The sequence below is a fragment of the Burkholderia sp. PU8-34 genome (assembly GCF_053427725.1).
On record NZ_JBSAXC010000003.1, the window covers coordinates 17,703 to 34,034 of the forward strand.

The window sequence follows — 16,332 nt, forward strand, 5'->3', positions numbered from 1 at the left end:
TGCCCGGACCGGGCGGTTGCCGTCGCACGCCGTGGTGCGGCGCAGCATCGCGTGCAGCCCCAGGGCCGTGCGCGGGTGAGTGGGAGACAGCGGCGCGGTAGCGCCGATCAAGACGCGGCGCGCACGATCGCGCCGCAATCAGAGGATTCATGTTCACCAAGGGGTAGTCGATGTCCACGATTGAATCGGTTCTTCACGAAAGCCGCCAGTTTGCGCCGCCCGAAGCGCTCGTGAAGGCGGCGGCCATTTCCGGCATGCAAGCCTATCGCGCGCTCGCCGCCGAGGCCGAAAGCGATTACGAAGGATTCTGGGCGCGTCACGCGCGCGAAGCGCTCGCGTGGCACAAGCCCTTCACGAAGGTGCTCGACGAGTCGAACGCGCCGTTCTGCAAGTGGTTCGACGACGGCGAGCTGAACGCGTCGTACAACTGCCTCGACCGCCATGTCGAAGCCGGCAACGGCGAGCGCGTCGCGGTGATCTTCGAGGCCGACGACGGCACCGTCACCCGCGTCACCTACGCCGACCTGCTCGCGCGCGTGTCGCGCTTCGCGAACGCGCTCAAGAAGCGCGGTATCGGCCGTGGCGACCGCGTCGTCATCTACGTGCCGATGTCGATCGAAGGGATCGTCGCGATGCAGGCGTGCGCGCGCATCGGCGCAACGCACTCGGTCGTGTTCGGCGGCTTCTCGGCCAAGTCGCTGAACGAGCGCCTCGTCGACGTCGGCGCCGTCGCGCTGATCGCCGCCGACGAGCAGCTGCGCGGCGGCAAGACGCTGCCGCTCAAGAGCATCGCGGACGAAGCGCTCGCGATGGGCGGCTGCGAAGCCGTCAAGAGCGTGATCGTGTTCCGCCGCACCGGCGGCAAGATCGACTGGCACGCGGACCGCGACCTGTGGATGCACGAGCTGACCGCCGGCGAGTCCGATCAATGCGAGCCCGAGTGGGTCGGCGCCGAGCATCCGCTGTTCATCCTGTATACGTCGGGCTCCACCGGCAAGCCGAAGGGCGTGCAGCACAGCACCGGCGGCTACCTGCTGTGGGCCGCGCAGACGATGAAGTGGACCTTCGACTGGAAGCCGACCGACGTGTTCTGGTGCACGGCCGACATCGGCTGGGTCACGGGCCACACGTACATCACCTACGGCCCGCTCGCGTGCGGCGGCACGCAGGTCGTGTTCGAAGGCGTGCCGACCTACCCGGACGCCGGCCGCTTCTGGAAGATGATCGGCGATCACAAGGTCAGCGTGTTCTACACCGCGCCGACCGCGATCCGCTCGCTGATCAAGGCGGCCGACGCCGACGACAAGGTCCACCCGAAGAGCTACGACCTGTCGAGCCTGCGCATCATCGGCACCGTCGGCGAGCCGATCAACCCGGAAGCGTGGATGTGGTACCACAAGCATGTCGGCCAGGAACGCTGCCCGATCGTCGACACGTGGTGGCAGACCGAGACGGGCGGCCACATGATCACGCCGCTGCCGGGCGCGACGCCGACCGTGCCCGGTTCGTGCACGCTGCCGCTGCCGGGCATCATGGCGGCGGTGGTCGACGAGACGGGCCAGGACGTGCCGAACGGGCAAGGCGGGATTCTCGTCGTCAAGCGTCCGTGGCCGGCGATGATCCGCACGATCTGGGGCGACCCGGAGCGCTTCAGGAAGAGCTACTACCCGGAAGAACTCGGCGGCAACCTGTACCTCGCCGGCGACGGCACCGTGCGCGACAAGGACACGGGCTACTTCACGATCATGGGCCGGATCGACGACGTGCTGAACGTGTCGGGCCACCGGCTTGGCACGATGGAGATCGAGTCGGCGCTGGTCGCGCATGAGCTCGTTGCCGAAGCGGCCGTGGTCGGGCGGCCGGACGAGACGACCGGCGAAGCGGTCGTTGCGTTCGTCGTGCTCAAGCGCACGCGTCCGGAAGGCGAGGAGGCGGCCAGGCTCGCGAAGGAGCTGCGCGACTGGGTGGGCAAGCAGATCGGGCCGATCGCGAAGCCGAAGGACATCCGCTTCGGCGACAACCTGCCGAAGACGCGCTCGGGCAAGATCATGCGCCGTCTGCTGCGCTCGCTCGCGAAGGGCGAGGCGATCACGCAGGACACGTCCACGCTCGAGAACCCCGCGATCCTCGATCAGCTCACCGAAGTGCGCTGAGTTCGCGCGTCGCGGCATGCGCCCCTGCGCGGCAATCCCGATTGCCCGCGCAGGGGCTTTTTGCTAAACAAGGGCATGACCGCTCCGTCCCGTCCGGCGCCTGCCGCGCCACCGCCCGTGCCCGCGCCGCTTGCGCGTGCGCACGCGCGTTACTGGCGCTTCAACGTCGTGCTGATCGTCGTGCTGATGGCGATCGGCTTTTCGGTGTCGTTCGTCGTGCCGTTCTTCGCGCCCGCGCTTGCCGGCGTGCACTTCGCCGGATTCAGCCTGCCGTTCTATGTCGGCGCGCAAGGCGCGATCCTCGTCTATCTCGTGCTGATCGCCGTCTACATCGGACTCATGCAGCGTGCCGACGGCATCCTGCGGCGCGCGTATGACGACCATGCGGCGAACGAGTCGCGCGGCGGGCGCTGATTCATGCTGACACGTCGCCTGATTCGCGCGTACGCGCTCTACACGCTCGGCTTTCTCGCGTTCGTGCTGCTGTTGTGGCGCATCGAGCGTGCGGCCGGCTCCGGCGTGTGGATCGGCTACGTGTTCCTGTTCGTGCCGATCGCCGTCTATGCGGTGATCGGGCTGCTGTCGCGAACGTCCGATCTCGTCGAGTACTACGTCGCCGGGCGGCGCGTGCCGTCCGCGTTCAACGGGATGGCGACCGCGGCGGACTGGCTGTCGGCCGCGTCGTTCATCGGCCTTGCCGGATCGCTGTACGCGACCGGCTACGACGCGCTGGCCTACCTGATGGGCTGGACGGGCGGCTTCTGCCTCGTCGCGTTCCTGCTCGCGCCGTACGTGCGCAAGCTCGCGCGCTACACGATTCCCGACTTTCTCGGCACGCGGTTTTCGAGCACCGCGGTGCGTGCGCTCGCGGCCGGCGCCGCGATCCTGTGCTCGTTCGTCTACCTGGTCGCGCAGATCCAGGGGATCGGGCTGATTGCGACGCGCTTCATCGGCGTCGATTTCGCGATCGGCATCTTCTGCGGGCTCGCGGGCATCCTCGTCTGTTCGTTCCTCGGCGGGATGCGCGCGGTCACGTGGACGCAGGTTGCACAGTACATCATCCTGATCAGCGCGATCCTGATTCCGGTATCGCTGATCGCGCTGAAGAACGGCCTCGGGCCAGTGCCGCAATTCAGTTACGGGAAGCTGATGGAGCGGGTCGCCGCGCGCGAGGCGCAGGTGCGCGACGCGCATGACGAGCAGCAGGTGCGCGACGCGTACCGGCACCAGGCCGCACGGATCCAGACGCAGCTCGACCGGCTGCCGGTGTCGTTCGGGGAAGAGCGGCTGCGGCTCGTCGACCAGCTCGCCGACCTGCGGCGCCACAACGGGCCGCTGCGCGAGATCAGCCAGCGTGAGCGCGAGCTGGCGGAGTTTCCGCGCGACCCGGCGGCGGCGCGTGTCGTGTGGTCGCAGATGCGCGACGACCTGCTTGCACGCGCCGAGCCGCCGGTGCCGATGCACGAGCCGTTTCCGGCGGCGAGCGACGACGAACGGCGGCCGCGCGAACGCAATTTCCTCGCGCTGCTGCTGTGCCTGTCGCTCGGCACCGCGAGCCTGCCGCACATCCTGACGCGCTACAACACGACGACGTCGGTTGCGTCCGCGCGTCGCTCGGTCGGCTGGACGCTGTTCTTCATCGCGCTGTTCTACCTGAGCGTGCCGGTGCTCGCGGTGATGATCAAGTACGAGATCCTCGCGAACCTGGTCGGGCGGCCGTTCGCGGAGCTGCCCGCGTGGGTCACGCAGTGGCATCACTTCGAGCCGGACCTGATCAGCGTCGTCGACGAGATCCGCGACGGCATCATCCACTGGTCCGAGATCCAGATGCAGCCGGACATGGTCGTGCTGGCCGCACCGGAGATCGCCGGGCTGCCGTACGTGATGTCGGGGCTGATCGCGGCCGGCGCGCTCGCGGCGGCGCTGTCGACCGCGGACGGGCTGCTGCTGACGATCGCGAACGCGCTGTCGCACGACGTCTACTACCACATGGTCGCGCCCGACGCGACGAGCCAGCGGCGGGTGACGATCTCGAAGGTGCTGCTGCTCGGCGTCGCGCTGTTTGCGTCGTACGTCGCGTCGCTCAATACCGGAAAGATCCTGTTCCTCGTCGGCGCGGCGTTTTCGCTCGCGGCGTCGAGTTTCTTCCCGGTGCTCGTGCTCGGCGTGTTCTGGAAGCGCACGACGACGCGCGGCGCGATCGCGGGGATGGTGACGGGGCTCGCGGTCTGCGTGTACTACATCTTGTCGACGTATCCGTATTTCTCGCAGCTCACCGGCTTCGCCGGGCGGACGTGGTTCGGGATCGAGCCGATCAGCTCGGGCGTGTTCGGCGTGCCGGCAGGGTTCGCGGTTGCGATCGTCGTCAGCCTGCTCGACCGCCGGCCGGACGATTACACGCGCGCGCTCGTCGACTATATCCGCCATCCGTGACGTCGCGTTCGGGGGGAGTGGCGCAGGGTCGCCAGAGTTTGCTATACTCTCGCTCTTCCCGGAGAGATGGATGAGTGGTTTAAGTCGCACGCCTGGAAAGCGTGTATAGGTGAAAGCCTATCGGGGGTTCGAATCCCCCTCTCTCCGCCAGGACACTAGTAAAAACGGGCCTCTCGGCCCGTTTTTCATTTCTACCCGCCAAAGAACCCGCCAAACGCAAAAGCGTCTATGGCCGGGCTGTCAATGTCGGTGGTGCATCAGGTCGCCATAATGGGTATCGAGCCAGCGGGCTTTTTGTCCTTTGCTGCCTTTGCCGCGGTAATGCGCGGCGATCCATAGCGCAGCGCCGACGATCACCATCACGACCGGCCCCATCAAGTACGCCATCAACGATTCTTTCATGGCAGCCTCCATGATGTCGTGGCCGCACTTACATTTTAGGTGGCGGCTCACACCAATGCCCATCCTGGATGCGGGCTGCGGTGCCGGCATCGGTGAGCGTTGGCTAGCGGACGCTTGCATCGTGCTGGCACTAGGCTCGCATGGTGTTGAAACTTTGCTTGTAGCATCCCACAAGCATTCCTCCAAGCATCCTCGTTGCATTGCGTTGTCGTGCATGCATTGCGTGAAACCGCAACTGGCGGAAGGCAGCAGCAGTCGAGCCTACCCGGGAGTGTCTGACACCCCCAACCGGATTTGAAGTCCGGTATGACGCCACGTGACGAGGCGTCCCGAATCGGGACAGGTGTCCCAACTCGGGACTAGCGGGCGCATCGTTACTCGGGCGTTACCGAAACGTTAAGGCTTTCGGTCCGATAACTTTGCACAACCTACCATGCACCCGTCATGTTCAGTGAGCGGGGCGCTTGTGCCTGAGGCCGGACTCGGACCGGCAAGACTGGCTGAGCCCATGCAAGCAGGTTCAAATGCGGAAATTCCCGCATGAGCCTGAGCGCAGCGCCGTGCCGACCGCGCCGGATGCACGCAGAAGCCGCGAGACGCCCGCTGCATAAGGCTTTCGGTGCGGCCCCGGCGAGCCAGGCAGTTATCAGATAGCCGACGCCCGTCCCATGATTCAGCGAAAAGCCAGGAACATTGTCTTCCCCGCTGCCCTATAACTCTTAAGTCGTCGCTTACCTAGACTACGGTCATCGGTTACGAACAAGGTGTTCGAAGCCGGACAACCAAAGTTGGAGGTAAGCACCATGAAAAACCTGATTCAAGCCGTCGTCGTTGCCGCTGCCCTTGCTGCCCCGGTTGCTGTTTTCGCGCAGAACAACGCGCCGCTGACCCGCGCGCAAGTGCGCGCCGAGCTGGTCGAACTGGAGAAGGCCGGCTATAACCCGGCACGCGGCGAAGATCCGAACTACCCGCAAGACCTTCAGGCTGCCGAGGCCCGCGTTGCCCAGCAACATGCACTGGCACAGGCGCAAGGTGTCGACAACAGCGGTGTCGGCAGCGCGGCGCAAGGCGCGTCAGCAGCAGGCAAGGCCGCGAAGGTCGTGGCGCCGCGCGCGAACGACGAAATGAAGTCGCTGTATCGCGGGCATTAAGCCGCACCTGATCGGCCCGGCATTCCGGCGCAACGTCGGGCCGGCCGCTTCCGCGTGAAAACCGGCCCGCTACCGTGATGACCTCCGGCAGCGCGCCAGTTACTACCGAATACCTCCGTCGTCGGGCAACGGGCGACTTCGCTCGACCCGCGTGGGTCGGGCGCTTTTTCTGCGCTGACGACTGGCTGAGACCCGCGGAAACGAACACATGGCTGGGTAGCCTTGCGATCCTTTTCCTTTACGCCGGTTCGACAGGACAAGCGCTCAAGGGAAGGTACGGATAAACCGTTCGTCGCTAATCCGGCACTCCGCCGAGAAACGCCAGCATCGCCGCATTGAATCGGGCAGGGCGCTGCAGCGGCGCGAAATGGCTCACACCCGGCAGGATCGTCAACGTTGCGCCCGGAATGGACCGGGCGAGATATGCCGCGTGCTCCTGACGAATGAACTCGTCATGCTCGCCCAGCACGATCGCGACGGGCACCTCGATCGCACCGAGATCGCGCTCGGAGTAATCGGGCTGCGTCCGCATCATCTCGCTGACGGCCGCCACGAACGGCTCGAAGCCCTCCGGCGTGGCCGAGAGCTGCGCGTAATCCTCCCGGTGCCGTGCGAAGCAGCGGTCGATCACCACGCTCGGCTCCATCACCTTCGTGCCGCCCGGATCCATGTTGCACGCAAGGAAAAATACGCCCGCCGCACGGGCCGGGGCTCGGGCCGCCAGCACGAGCGCGATGCAGGCGCCGTCGCTCCAGCCGACGAAGCGGGCGCGGTCGACGCCGAGCGTATCCAGCACCGCGAGCACGTCCGATGCCATCAGCTCGTAGGAATAGGGCCGGCCGTCGCGGGTGCTGCGGCCGTGGCCGCGGCTGTCGATCAGGATTGCACGATAGCCGGCCGAAACGACGGCCGGCACCTGATAGCCCCAATTGCCCGCATGGCCGAGGCCGCCGTGCAGCATGACCACCGGCGGACCGTCGCCGTAAGCGGCATGCCAGATGCGGGCGCCGTCGTGGTCCAGCCATCCTTCGAGGTCGGCCTTCGGCAGGGGCGCGGCTCCATCTGCAGCGAACGCGCCGAGATCGTCGTGTTCAAACTCCTCAGTCACCGTCCTTCCCTCCATGCGGCGACGTGCATGATCAGGCTGCGATCCGGTCCCGGTGAAGTCGCATTGACCGGACCGGCGACGCCGATACCCGTTCGCCGAAGATTTTGACCTGCTCGACGATCGCTTCGAAGAGCGACCGGTTCCACTGCGCCCGATACTTGACCTCGACGAGGAATTTCTCCATCTGGTCTGGATTCCTCACCGTGAAATCCGGCATGCGCCGCATCGCTTCCGGATTATCCAGCTTCACATAATCGTCCGGAACCATATTCGGCCGGAACCATATGGGAAAGCTCGCGCACGACCTATTCGATACCCGAGTCGATGACGCGGCATTGCGCATCTTCAAGGATGGCCTTGATGATTCCCCTGGACATCTCCTGTTTGGTTCTGCTTTCGAAATCCATTGGCTGATCCTGCCATGCGGGCCGTGAGAGCATAGCACCGCGACGCCGCCGTTCCATGCCGGATGCGCCTGCAAGCGATGCATCTGTCAAAGGAATGATCGAGACGTCAACGATTCACTTATCGGCCAGCGAACGTGCGTTTCGGCGCTTTTAAATCAGTCGATTACGGTCGAAAGCGGGTTGAGCATAGAAAACCGATGGGTCAACGCGGCGATATTCGAGGTGGACAACGGTGATTCACCCCGAATCCGGCCGGTAGTGTGGGAATATGTGTAGTCGGCAGATTTCGGCAACAGAAATCGCTGAAACATATTCTGGAACAGTCATGAAAAATAAATCGTTCATCCATACGCTGACGCCCATTGCCCTGATCACGCTGCTGGCCGGCGGCGCATACGCGGCAACAGACGACGTGTCCCGCCTGAGCGACAACGTGTTGCAGACATCCGTGTCGTTTTGCTCGAACGTCGCGGCGTCCGCGCGCGCGGCATGCCAGGGCGACATGATCGCGGCAGGCAGCCGCGTGGTCGCGACGATGTCCGGTCTGCCGCCGAAGGCCGCATCCGCCATCGAGGCGGCGGCGCGCGACAAGCTGCCAGCCGGCGAACGACCGCCGCTGGCATCGGCGCCGACGAGCGCCGACTTCAGGGACGACGACATCGCCGGCGTTGCCGGCATGGTTCGCTTGTGCGACGTGTACGAGCCGGAGCCCGCTGCCCGCAAGCGGCATCACGCGGCAGTGGCGGCACAGGCTCCGGACGAGGCGCCGCGCGTCGAGGCGCTGCTGGCCGATACGTCGGCGTCGGCGCGTGCGCGTGTGAGCATGGGTGTGTGGCAAATCCTTGCGGTTCAGGGCCCTGATCTGGCCGCGGGCGCATGCGCGCAGTTGGGCGCGGCGCCCTGATCGCGCGCTTGGACGATGCCGTGACGCGTGCTCGTCGGCTGGCTTGACGTCGGTTGCTGTCACCTCAGTCATCGGCGCTGATTTTCAGAAGAGTTTCTTCGTCGCGATGAGCAACCCGAAGTACTACCTGCTGATGACCGCGCTGCTGCCGCAGTTCGTCGATCAGTCGCTCCCCGTCGCGCCGCAATACGCGATCCTCGCGGCGACGATCGCCGTGATCGACACGGTCGTGATGGTCGGCTATGCGTTGCTCGGCATGCATTCGGTGCGGGTCTGGAAAGCGGCCGGGGAGAAGTGGCTGAACCGCGTCAGCGGCACGCTGTTGCTGATGCTGGCGGGGTACATCGCGCTCTATCGGAAAGGCACGGCCTGAGCCGGTCGCCACGCGCTTCGGTGCTGACACGGAACTTCACGGCGACGTTCATCGATGCCGAAGGGCGCTGGGACTTCACGATACGCGACGGGTCAATGCCTTTCATCCTGCCGAGGTTGCACATGTCCTACGTCGCGCCGCGCCGCGACGCATGGCGTCAGTAATGGCAAGCAACGTTCCGTCGTGACTTCGGAAGCGAGTTGATCGAGACGGCAATCCATTCGCCACTGTGTTAATAAATTCGTAAGACGCGTTCAGCGTGTGCCGGTCCGTTGCTTTCATATATCTTTCTGTGTTTCGGGCTGCCTCACGCCGTCACGCCCGCGTCACAAGCCCGCCAGCCATCCATCACATCGGAAGAATTTTCCGCTCCCTCACCATTGTTGACATTTCCGTTTGGAAATGAATGCAATATGAAAGCATTTCCTTGACGCCACCGGCCCGGCGCATTTATCGTCCGTCTGCCGCGACCGTGAGAGAGCATGGCCGGAAAACGCGAATGTCCGTCATTTGCGCAAGACAACACGTAGCAGAAGCATAAAAGGAAACGTGGTAGCCACATGAAGCCGCTATTCGATGACAAGCAATCCGATGCGGTCAGCAGTCGTCCTTCCACCTCGTCTTCATCCCCCGTCGTCGCGTCTCCGGCAGCCGTCAAGCGGGCGGCGGCGGACACCGCGCGCCTGATCACGGTCGACGAGATCGACCAGCTCGGCGCGGCGCAGGGCAGCCGGATCGCCGCTTTCTCGCAGCAGATTCTCGCGAGCGTCCGCGCGTCGGATGCCGACCGGTTCGGCGACAAGCTCAACGAACTGATCGCGACCGCGAAGGGGCTCGACCCACGCGGCGCGGACAAAGGCGGCTTCCTCACGCAGGTGACTCGCCTGTTCCGCTCGACGAAGGAGAAGCTGCTCGCGCAATACGAAACGGTCAGCAAGCGGATGGACACGCTCGTCGTCGAACTCGAGAGCCACGCGCAGCGGCAGAAGGCCGGCATCGACGAGCTCGAGCGGATGTACAGCGACAACTACGCGCTGCACCAGGAGCTCGCGCAGGCGAAGGTACACGGCGAAGCCGCGCTCGCGGCGCTGCGCGCGAGTCTTGCGGCCGGCCAGCAGCACGCCGACGACGCGTTCGGCGCGCAGCGGCTGCTCGACGTGAAGCGCAAGGTCGACGCGCTCGAGAGCAAGCTCGACGATCTCGACCGCGCGATGCTGATGTCGAAGCAGCTCGCGCCGCAGATCCGGATGGAGCAGGACCAGAAGCGCACGCTGACCTCGAAGTTCATGACGATCAAGACCGTGCTGATCCCCGCGTGGACCAACGCGTTCGCGCTCTACCTCGAGCAGCTCAGCACCAGGCGCGCGGCGGCGCTCGCAAACGCGACATACGACGCGGCCGACGAGGCGATCCGCGCACAGGCGGACCTCAACCGCGCGAACGCGCAGGAGGTCGCGAAGCTCGGCCAGCGCCCGGTGATCTCGACGGACACGTTCGAATACGCACAGCAGCAACTGTTCGGCGCGTTCGACGACGTCACGCAGATCATTGCCGATGGCAAGCGCCAGCGCGAGCAGGACGCGCCGCGGCTGCGCCAGCTCGAACAGGACCTGATCACCCGTTTCGCTCCGAAGCACAACTGAGGTACTCCGCATGATTACGCTTGAGAAACGCGCGGCGAAGGTCGCGATCGTCCTCGAAAAACGCCAGATCCTGAAGCCGCCGGTCGTGCGCGTCGGCGCGGCGCTCGACATCTCCGGCTCCGCGAAGCCGCTCTACCAGTCGGGCGTGATCCAGGACACGCATGACCGTATTCTCGGCATCGCACTGAAGTTCGACGACAACGGCGAAGTGGACACGTGGACCTTCACCGAAGGCTTCGACCGCCTGCCGACCGCGACGCCCGAGAACTACGGCGCGTACATCACCGACTACGTGCTGAACGGCGACATCGGCAAATGGGGCGGCACGCAATACGCGCCGGTGATGAACGACATCGTCGACTTCTTCTTCCGTGCGCCGGAGCCGGAGCCCAGGCGCGAAGCGAGGCGCGGCTTCCTGAGCCGGCTGTTCGGCGGCACCGACGATTCGCCCGCACCGGCGCCGGCGCCCGTTTCGGCCAACGGATACCTGCCGGCCTGGGTGCTGTTCGTGACCGACGGTCAGAACCCGAAGAACGACCGCAAGCGCGTGCGCCAGCTGCTGACCGAATCGCAGCACTACCCGCTGTACTGGTCGCTCGTCGGCGTCGGCGATCCGAGCGAATTCGACTTCCTGTCGGAAGTCGCCGACGAGATGCCGAACGTCGGCTTCCTGCATCTCGAGTCGCTCGACATGAGCGACGAGCAGATCTACGACCGGCTGATCACGCAGGAATTCTGCGACTGGGTGCGCGCGAAGTAAGCGCGGGCCCGCACTGCATTCATTCGAACCCATAGTCACCCCATCATGTTGAAAGACTTCAAGATTCCGTTATCGCTCACGGTGCTGGCGCTGCTCGCCGCGTATCTGCTCGGCGGCGTGAAGGACATGCTGATCGTTGCCGTCCTGTGCGTGCTCGAGATTTCGCTGTCGCTCGACAACGCGGTCGTCAACGCGTCCGTGCTCAAGAACTGGTCGGAGAAGTGGCGCAACCGCTTCATGGTGTTCGGCCTGCCGGTCGCGGTGTTCGGCATGCGTCTCGTGTTTCCGCTGCTGATCGTCGCGGTGATCGGCCACATCGGCATGTGGGATGCGCTGACGCTCGCGATCGAGTCGCCGGACAAGTACGCGGCGATCCTGACCTCCGCGCATCACCAGGTGTCGGCATTCGGCGGCGCGTTCCTGCTGATGGTGTTCTTCAAGTTCATGCTCGACACCGAGAAGGACGAGCACTGGATCGGCTTCCTCGAAGGCCCGATGCGGCATCTCGGCCGGATCACCGCGCTCGAAGTCGCGCTGACGCTCGCGATCATCATCATCGCGTCGCTGTACGTGCCGTCGGACGAGCAGGTCGGCTTCCTGCTCGCGGGCGCGTTCGGCGTGATCAGCTTCGTGATCGCGCACGGGATCGGCGACCTGATCGGCGGCGACGACACGGGCTCGCGTGTCGTGCGCGAAGGCGTCGCGGGCTTCATGTATCTCGAAGTGCTCGATTCGTCGTTCAGCTTCGACGGCGTGATCGGCGCGTTCGCGCTGTCGAACAACATTTTCCTGATCGCGCTCGGCCTCGGCGTCGGCGCGGCCTACATCCGGGAGATGACGCTCGTGCTGCTGAAGAAGGGCACGCTCGCGCAGTACCGCTATCTCGAGCACGGCGCGTTCTGGGCGATCGGTGCGCTCGCGGCGATCATGTTCGTCGGCGTGAAGCTCGAGGTGCCCGAGGTGGTGACGGGCCTGATCGGCGCGGCGATGATCGGCGCGGCCGTCTGGTCGTCGATCGTCGCGCAGCGCAGGGAAGAACGTGTCGCAGCGGCAGGCAAGTAACAGGCAAGCGGCACGCAGGCAGCAGGCGAACAACGCCGCCGTGCCGGTTTCATCATGACGGGCTGCCGCCGGCGGTCCGCTTTGCCGCCGGTTGGCCGGCGGCTTCCTGCAAGCGAGGTTCAGATGATCAATTTGTCGAAGGGCGGTCGCGTCAACCTGTCGAAAGAGGCGCCCGGCACGCAGAAATTCCGTATCGGTCTCGGCTGGGATGCGAACGCGACGGACACGGGCGCGGATTTCGATCTCGACGTGTCGGTGTTCCTGTGCAAGTACGATGCGCAGAGCAATCCGAAGCTGATCTCGGACCAGCACTTCGTGTTCTACAACAGCGAAGTGCGAACGATGGACCGCAAGGACACCTTCATCCAGCCCGGCGACGATTTCCCGAAGCGCGGCATGCCGGCGTCGAAATGCCTCGGCGTCGTCCATAGCGGCGACAACCGCACGGGCAGCGGCGACGGCGACGACGAGGTGATCTTCATCGACGTCACGAAGCTCGCGACGGACGTCGAGGAGATCTCGGTGGTCGTCACGATCGACCAGGCGGAAGCACGCCGCCAGAATTTCGGGCAGGTCCGCCACAGCTACATCCAGATCGCCGACGAGGTGTCGGGCGCGGTGATCGCGAAGTACGCGCTCGAAGAGGATTTCTCGATGGAGACGTCGGTGCAGGTCGGCAGCTTCTACCGGCGCGACGGCCACTTCATGTTCAAGGCGGTCGGCGCGGGCTACAACCGCGGCCTCGGCGATTTCGTCCGGGCCTATGGCGGCGTCGTCTGACTGGCGGCGGACCGGCGCGCGGGCAACCGGCGCAACCGGCAGGATGCACCGATGACCCGCACGCCTGACGAGCCGAAGGCGCTCGACTTCGACGGCGCACCCGCGCGCACGCCGGGCCGTCTTGCGTTCGACGTGCCGCCGGCGGGCGCAGCGCAGCCTGTCGAGCGGCCAGTGCCGAAAGCGCTCGATCTTGGCCCCGCACCCGTGAAGGACACGCGCGCGGCCCCCGCCGACGCGCTCGGCCGCGCGCTGTTCGGCGAATCGAACCATCCGTTGCTCGAGCAGTGCTTCCGCGCCGCGCAGGCCGGCTTTCCGAACCTCTATCCGGATTACGCGCCGCGTATCGAGCGGCACATCCGGCAGCTCGTGCCGCTCAAGCTGGCGACGGTGGCGACGATCGGCGACGGCGCGCTCGAAACCGCCGGCAATCTCGTCGAAGCGGTCGCGGCGGCGACGCGCGAGTTCAACGAACTCGGCGCGGCGGACCTGATGGCGGGCATGCTCGCGCAGGTCACGCGCAAGGCCGGCGTGCTCGAACGCTGGTTCCGGCCGTCGCCGGGCCACGTCGACTATCGCGCCGCGCTCGGCGCACTCAAGCAGTCGCTCGGCTTCTTCCCGCGCCGGACCGAGGAACTCGCGGCGAGCGTCCGTCACGCGGAGGAACGCCTCGTGATCGTGCTCGCGGCACTGAGCGCGATCGCCGACGTCGTGCGCGTGCCCGACGACACAGGGCTCGAACGCACGCTGTTCGACCGCCGCCAGATCGTCGGGCAGGCCGTGCAGCAGATTCGCATGCAGCCGGCGCAACTGCGCGGGCTCGACGAGCGCGTGACCGACCTGCTGTCGCGCGCCGATCACCTGATGAATGTCGTGCTGCCTGCCGTGGTCGCGGCGCGGCCGAGGGGCTAGTTTCGCGCGGCTTGCCGCGAGTCTGCTATCTTCCCGGGCATTCCTGCGTTTTACGATCGATTCACCATGACCGACCGCATCGTCGCCGCCTTCGATTTCGACGGCACCATCACCACGTCAGACAGCTTTCGCCATTTCGTCCGGTATGCGATCGGCACGCCGCGCTTCGCATGGGCGGGGCTGCGCGCACTGCCGTGGATCGTTGCGATGAAGGCGGGGCGACTGTCGCGCGGCGACGCGAAGGCGAAGTTCGCCTGGTTCGCGCTCGGGCCGATGCGCGCAGACGCGCTCGACGACGCCGCACGTCGTTTCGTCGACGGCTACCTGCCGCGCCTCGTGCGTCCCGAGATGCTCGAGCGGGTTCGCGAACATCGCGCGCGCGGTCACGAAGTGGTGCTGGTGAGCGCGTCGCCGTCGCTGTACCTCGACAAGTGGGCGAAGTCGGCCGGCTTCGATGCGGTGCTCGCGACGCGGCTCGCATTCGAGCGCGGCACGTTCGCGGGCCGGCTCGACGGCGAAAACTGCTGGGGGCCGCAGAAAGTCGTGCGGCTGCGCGCGTGGTGGGGCGACCGGCCGCCGACGACGCTGTACGCGTATGGCGACAGCCGCGGCGACAAGGAAATGGCGGAACTCGCGAACCGCGCATGGATTCGCGGGCAGGGCGCGCTGCCGCCGATCGGCGGCTGACGTTGGCCATCTGACGTCGGCCATCTGACGTTGCTCACCCGACGCGGGTCTTCCGACGCGCGGGCGGGGCGGAGCATGCCCGCGCGCGAACCTGCGGCGCGCTGCGCGTGCGCCGCTCACTGCAGCATGAAGATTTCGTACTCGAGCGTGTCGAGCTTCCGGTCGAGCCACGCCATCCCCGCGAGCACGACGACGAGCAGTGCGACCGCGAACCCGTAGCCGTAGAACAGCGGCCCCGCGATCAGTGTCGCGGCCGTCAGGATTCCGTTCAGCAAGCAGAACGCCCCGATCAGCACGAGGGCCGGCTGTCGCCGGTCGAGATAGATGAAGCTGTTCATGATCGCGAGGAACACCATCTGCAGGCTCGTCGCGATCACCTGCACCGACAGCAGCGGCATGTAGAGCCGCGAGATGCCGATCGCGTCGAGCAGCAGTGGCCCCGTCGCGAGCACGACGAGCACGGTCAGCGTCTGCACCTTCACGATGTCGAACAGCGCGCTGCGCAGCGCCTGCGCCATCGCGTCGTGCGCATGCTCGATCTGCTGCAGCGAGCCGCCTTCGCGGATCGCGGTGTTGAACGCGCGGTAGTGCCGTGCGAACTCGGTCTCGACACGCAGCAGGAACACCGCCATCCCCGGCGTGATCGCCAGATACGCGAGAAAAATCGGGATGTCGTAGATGACCGATGCATGCAGCGGCCCGAGCACCGCCTGCCCGGAACTCGGCGAATACCAGAACATCAGCTTGTCGATCCAGATGCCGACGTTGTACAGCAGCCCGATCGCCATCAGCGCCGGATAGCGGTGCGCGCGCCGGAACAGGTCGAACGAGATCACGCGCGTCGCGCTGAAGCCGCCATAGATGCGGCTCAGCAGTATCAGCAGCAGCAGCGTCTGGCCGACCACGAAACCGTAGAGCAGCCCCTCGAGGCCGAAGCGCTTCAGGCCGACCGCCGCGAGCGTCGTCACCCCGTAGCCGACGAAGAACCCGCGCAGGATGCCGCTGTACTGCTTGAGCCCCGCGAGGAAGACGCTCGCGATCCAGATGTCGCACAACAGCACGAAGCCGGTGGTCATCAGCGCGCGATACAGGCTGCTTTGCGCGTCGAACGCGAACGCCGTCACAAGCGCGCCGAGTGCGGCCGCGCCTGCCGTCATGACGACCAGCGCGCCGGAGAAGTTCGGCAGGATCGCGTCGAGCTGCTTGTCGAACAGGCGGTCGCTCGTGAAGCGGGTGAGCGCGAGCTGCATCGGCCCGGTGACGATCAGGCTCGCGGCGATCAGGTAGGTCGCGGAGACCTGGAAATCCGACACGATCGCGTTCGGCAACAACGGCGATGCGCCGAGCAGCCCGACGAGCAGCATGCCGACGATCGACCAGATCCACGGCCCGGCGCCGACGAGCCCCGCATACGCGTACGCGCGCATGATGCCGAGCAGCGAGTTGTGCCGCGCAAGCCGGCGCAGCTTGATTCCGATGGCGGCCATCGTTCGCTCCTTGGTCAGGGTCGGGCCTGTTCCCGTAACTGAAAAATTCTTACTGGCGGCCAGCGCAAGCCCG

General features: G+C 65.7%; 16 protein-coding genes and 2 tRNA genes. 13 read left to right on the forward strand and 5 right to left on the reverse strand.

What is annotated here, in order from left to right:
• The first annotated feature begins 170 nt into the window (after positions 1-170).
• The 4 genes from acs (at position 171) to ACV22Z_RS08390 (ending at position 4,736) form a co-directional block, all read left to right on the forward strand.
• On the forward strand, positions 171-2,153 hold the full coding sequence (gene acs, locus ACV22Z_RS08375; protein WP_448075862.1) for an acetate--CoA ligase: 1,983 nt from the start codon (positions 171-173) through the stop codon (positions 2,151-2,153).
• Positions 2,154-2,228: 75 nt separating this feature from the next.
• Positions 2,229-2,567, forward strand: coding sequence for a DUF4212 domain-containing protein (locus ACV22Z_RS08380; protein WP_448075863.1), 339 nt, complete (start codon positions 2,229-2,231; stop codon positions 2,565-2,567).
• Positions 2,568-2,570: 3 nt separating this feature from the next.
• Positions 2,571-4,586, forward strand: a complete 2,016-nt coding sequence (locus ACV22Z_RS08385; RefSeq protein WP_448075864.1) for a sodium:solute symporter family protein — start codon at positions 2,571-2,573, stop codon at positions 4,584-4,586.
• Positions 4,587-4,646: 60 nt separating this feature from the next.
• A tRNA-Ser gene (locus ACV22Z_RS08390) sits at positions 4,647-4,736 on the forward strand.
• A gap of 90 nt (positions 4,737-4,826) precedes the next feature.
• On the opposite strand, the gene ACV22Z_RS08395 is transcribed toward ACV22Z_RS08390, so the two are convergent.
• A complete protein-coding gene (locus ACV22Z_RS08395; RefSeq protein WP_448075865.1) occupies positions 4,827-4,988 on the reverse strand; it encodes a hypothetical protein in 162 nt (53 codons plus the stop codon).
• A 236-nt stretch (positions 4,989-5,224) separates the two neighbouring features.
• Positions 5,225-5,319, reverse strand: a tRNA-Sec gene (locus ACV22Z_RS08400).
• Between the two features lie 472 nt (positions 5,320-5,791).
• Between ACV22Z_RS08400 and ACV22Z_RS08405 the strand changes: the two genes are divergently transcribed.
• The gene (locus ACV22Z_RS08405) at positions 5,792-6,139 is read left to right on the forward strand and encodes a DUF4148 domain-containing protein (protein ID WP_448076372.1); all 348 of its coding nucleotides are present in this window, start codon (positions 5,792-5,794) and stop codon (positions 6,137-6,139) included.
• A 295-nt stretch (positions 6,140-6,434) separates the two neighbouring features.
• Here the strand turns inward: ACV22Z_RS08405 and ACV22Z_RS08410 are convergent, their stop codons facing one another.
• The gene (locus tag ACV22Z_RS08410; protein WP_448075866.1) at positions 6,435-7,247 is read right to left on the reverse strand and encodes an alpha/beta fold hydrolase; all 813 of its coding nucleotides are present in this window, start codon (positions 7,245-7,247) and stop codon (positions 6,435-6,437) included.
• Positions 7,248-7,278: 31 nt separating this feature from the next.
• Positions 7,279-7,497, reverse strand: coding sequence for a hypothetical protein (locus ACV22Z_RS08415; RefSeq protein WP_448075867.1), 219 nt, complete (start codon positions 7,495-7,497; stop codon positions 7,279-7,281).
• A gap of 425 nt (positions 7,498-7,922) precedes the next feature.
• Between ACV22Z_RS08415 and ACV22Z_RS08420 the strand changes: the two genes are divergently transcribed.
• The 8 genes from ACV22Z_RS08420 to ACV22Z_RS08455 all read left to right on the forward strand — a co-directional run bounded on the left by ACV22Z_RS08420 (position 7,923) and on the right by ACV22Z_RS08455 (position 14,772).
• Positions 7,923-8,558 (forward strand): hypothetical protein, encoded by a 636-nt coding sequence (locus ACV22Z_RS08420; RefSeq protein ID WP_448075868.1) that lies wholly within the window; start codon positions 7,923-7,925, stop codon positions 8,556-8,558.
• Positions 8,482-8,931 (forward strand): LysE family translocator, encoded by a 450-nt coding sequence (locus ACV22Z_RS08425; RefSeq protein ID WP_448075869.1) that lies wholly within the window; start codon positions 8,482-8,484, stop codon positions 8,929-8,931. Before ACV22Z_RS08420 ends, ACV22Z_RS08425 begins: the two co-directional genes overlap by 77 nt.
• A gap of 560 nt (positions 8,932-9,491) precedes the next feature.
• Positions 9,492-10,574, forward strand: a complete 1,083-nt coding sequence (locus ACV22Z_RS08430) for a toxic anion resistance protein (protein WP_448075870.1) — start codon at positions 9,492-9,494, stop codon at positions 10,572-10,574.
• Between the two features lie 10 nt (positions 10,575-10,584).
• On the forward strand, positions 10,585-11,334 hold the full coding sequence (locus ACV22Z_RS08435) for a VWA domain-containing protein (protein WP_448075871.1): 750 nt from the start codon (positions 10,585-10,587) through the stop codon (positions 11,332-11,334).
• A gap of 45 nt (positions 11,335-11,379) precedes the next feature.
• A complete protein-coding gene (locus ACV22Z_RS08440; RefSeq protein WP_448075872.1) occupies positions 11,380-12,396 on the forward strand; it encodes a DUF475 domain-containing protein in 1,017 nt (338 codons plus the stop codon).
• A 123-nt stretch (positions 12,397-12,519) separates the two neighbouring features.
• On the forward strand, positions 12,520-13,176 hold the full coding sequence (locus tag ACV22Z_RS08445) for a TerD family protein (RefSeq protein ID WP_448075873.1): 657 nt from the start codon (positions 12,520-12,522) through the stop codon (positions 13,174-13,176).
• Positions 13,177-13,227: 51 nt separating this feature from the next.
• Positions 13,228-14,085, forward strand: coding sequence for a hypothetical protein (locus ACV22Z_RS08450; RefSeq protein ID WP_448075874.1), 858 nt, complete (start codon positions 13,228-13,230; stop codon positions 14,083-14,085).
• Positions 14,086-14,151: 66 nt separating this feature from the next.
• The gene (locus tag ACV22Z_RS08455) at positions 14,152-14,772 is read left to right on the forward strand and encodes an HAD family hydrolase (protein WP_448075875.1); all 621 of its coding nucleotides are present in this window, start codon (positions 14,152-14,154) and stop codon (positions 14,770-14,772) included.
• A gap of 116 nt (positions 14,773-14,888) precedes the next feature.
• Here the strand turns inward: ACV22Z_RS08455 and pelG are convergent, their stop codons facing one another.
• Entirely contained in the window at positions 14,889-16,259 is a 1,371-nt protein-coding gene (pelG, locus tag ACV22Z_RS08460; protein WP_448075876.1) for an exopolysaccharide Pel transporter PelG, read from the reverse strand.
• Positions 16,260-16,332 lie beyond the last annotated feature (73 nt).

What these genes read in the sequence shown, in the direction of transcription:
- acs (WP_448075862.1), top strand. Translation starts at nt 171, where the DNA reads ATGTCCACGATTGAATCGGTTCTTCACGAAAGCCGCCAGTTTGCGCCG.
- ACV22Z_RS08380 (WP_448075863.1), top strand. Translation starts at nt 2,229, where the DNA reads ATGACCGCTCCGTCCCGTCCGGCGCCTGCCGCGCCACCGCCCGTGCCC.
- ACV22Z_RS08385 (WP_448075864.1), top strand. Translation starts at nt 2,571, where the DNA reads ATGCTGACACGTCGCCTGATTCGCGCGTACGCGCTCTACACGCTCGGC.
- ACV22Z_RS08395 (WP_448075865.1), bottom strand. Translation starts at nt 4,988, where the DNA reads ATGAAAGAATCGTTGATGGCGTACTTGATGGGGCCGGTCGTGATGGTG.
- ACV22Z_RS08405 (WP_448076372.1), top strand. Translation starts at nt 5,792, where the DNA reads ATGAAAAACCTGATTCAAGCCGTCGTCGTTGCCGCTGCCCTTGCTGCC.
- ACV22Z_RS08420 (WP_448075868.1), top strand. Translation starts at nt 7,923, where the DNA reads ATGTGTAGTCGGCAGATTTCGGCAACAGAAATCGCTGAAACATATTCT.
- ACV22Z_RS08430 (WP_448075870.1), top strand. Translation starts at nt 9,492, where the DNA reads ATGAAGCCGCTATTCGATGACAAGCAATCCGATGCGGTCAGCAGTCGT.
- ACV22Z_RS08435 (WP_448075871.1), top strand. Translation starts at nt 10,585, where the DNA reads ATGATTACGCTTGAGAAACGCGCGGCGAAGGTCGCGATCGTCCTCGAA.
- ACV22Z_RS08440 (WP_448075872.1), top strand. Translation starts at nt 11,380, where the DNA reads ATGTTGAAAGACTTCAAGATTCCGTTATCGCTCACGGTGCTGGCGCTG.
- ACV22Z_RS08445 (WP_448075873.1), top strand. Translation starts at nt 12,520, where the DNA reads ATGATCAATTTGTCGAAGGGCGGTCGCGTCAACCTGTCGAAAGAGGCG.
- ACV22Z_RS08450 (WP_448075874.1), top strand. Translation starts at nt 13,228, where the DNA reads ATGACCCGCACGCCTGACGAGCCGAAGGCGCTCGACTTCGACGGCGCA.
- ACV22Z_RS08455 (WP_448075875.1), top strand. Translation starts at nt 14,152, where the DNA reads ATGACCGACCGCATCGTCGCCGCCTTCGATTTCGACGGCACCATCACC.
- pelG (WP_448075876.1), bottom strand. Translation starts at nt 16,259, where the DNA reads ATGGCCGCCATCGGAATCAAGCTGCGCCGGCTTGCGCGGCACAACTCG.